The organism is Pseudonocardia sp. SID8383 (assembly GCF_009864975.1).
Taxonomy (GTDB): Bacteria; Actinomycetota; Actinomycetes; order Mycobacteriales; family Pseudonocardiaceae; genus Pseudonocardia; species Pseudonocardia alni.
In genome coordinates this window covers 1-1,441 of the sequence record NZ_WWFY01000696.1, presented here as the reverse complement: position 1 = coordinate 1,441, position 1,441 = coordinate 1, and the positions used below count along the sequence as shown (strand labels likewise).

At 74.2% G+C, this 1,441-nt stretch carries 3 protein-coding genes; 2 read left to right on the top strand and 1 reads right to left on the bottom strand.

Annotated features, from left to right (window positions below):
• Positions 1–195 (top strand): DUF3037 domain-containing protein (locus GTW08_RS16910; protein WP_161152210.1); only part of this gene is annotated, 195 nt, incomplete at its 5' end.
• A gap of 77 nt (positions 196–272) precedes the next feature.
• Here GTW08_RS16910 and GTW08_RS16905 read toward each other — a convergent pair.
• Complete coding sequence (locus GTW08_RS16905) at positions 273–749, bottom strand: SRPBCC family protein (RefSeq protein WP_161152209.1); 477 nt, start codon at positions 747–749, stop codon at positions 273–275.
• A 140-nt stretch (positions 750–889) separates the two neighbouring features.
• Here GTW08_RS16905 and GTW08_RS16900 point away from each other — a divergent pair.
• Positions 890–1,441: phosphotransferase family protein (locus GTW08_RS16900; RefSeq protein WP_161152208.1), on the top strand; the 552-nt coding region annotated here is incomplete at its 3' end.

The following is a 1,441-nucleotide window of genomic DNA, read 5'->3' as shown; positions in this document are numbered from 1 at the left end:
TCGGACCGGCACGCCACCGGCGCGCTGGCCGCCCGCGGGCCCGGCGCGGGGGAGGACATCGGACGCCGCTTCCGGCGTCTCACCACCGCACGCAGCACCATCGTGTGCCCCGGCCCGGTCCACACAGGACTCACCGAGGACCCGGCCGCGGAGGCCGAGCGGCTGCTCGCCCGCCTCGTTCTGCCGCTGTCCTAGACGCGGCCCCGGCCGGGGCCCGGACACACGACGGCGCCGCCCGGTGACCGGTGCGGCGCCGTCGGGTGTGGACGGTCTCAGGAGGAGGCGGCCCGTCCGGCCTTCTCGATCGAGTCCGCGAGCTGGTCCTCGCTGAGCATGGGGAAGAAGCCGCGGAAGTCCGGGTCCTGCACACCGCTCCAGTCGTAGACCTGGGTGACCGTCGTGCCGTCGCCCTCGGGCGCGAGGTGCCAGGTGTAGGTGTGGCCCTCGGCGCGCAGGTCGCCGATAGTGTCCTTCTTCGCGTCGATCGGGTGCATCGACGGCGCCCAGCCGATCACGCGGTCCTGCTCGAAGGACGTGACGGTGTTCTTCATCTGGTAGTCGCCGAGGTCGCCGTTGTGCATGTTCATCACGAACTCGTCGCCGACGCCGCTGATCTCCGTCGAGCCCTCGACGCCCCGCAGCATGCCGGCGCCGTCGATCTCCTGGTGCCGGGTGGGGGTCGACAGCAGCGCGAACAGCTGCTTCGGGGTGGCGGACACGGTGCGGGTGACGGTGATCTGGTCGCTCACGGGTTCCTCTCCCACCGGTCCTCGTCGACGGCGCCGGGGTGCGCCGGACGCGACCGGTCATGATCAGGGGAGAGGTGCCCGCAATCGTCGTGACCGAAACGGGGGTGGTCGGCGCGGGGGCGATCATGTTGCATCGGGGGATGACCGACGCACACGACGGGGTGGACCCGGTCGCCCTGACCCGCTGGCTGGCCGCCGAGGTGCCGCGGGTCGAGCTCGGCGACGGCCCGGTGGCCGTGGAGCGCATCTCCGGCGGGCACTCCAACCTGACCTTCCGGGTCACCGACGCCCGTGGCACGCCGTACGCGCTGCGCCGCCCGCCGACCGGGGGCGTGCTCGCCACCGCGCACGACATGGGCCGGGAGTGGCGCTTCCTGACCGCACTGGCCGGTACCGCGGTCCCGGTGCCGGAGCCGGTCGCCCTGTGCTCGGACACCGCGGTGCTGGGCGCCGGCTTCTACCTGATGGGCTGGGTGGACGGCGTGGTCCCGGGGGACCGCGCCGCGGGGGAGGCCGTCCCGGAACCGGAGCGGCGGGCCTGCGGTCTGGACACCGCCGAGGTGCTCGCGGCGCTGCACGCCGTCGACCCGGCCGAGGTGGGGCTCGGCGACATGGCGCGGCCCGGCCGCTACCTGGAACGGCAGCTGCGCCGCTGGCACCGGCAGGCGCACGCGGGCGCGTTCACCGACCTC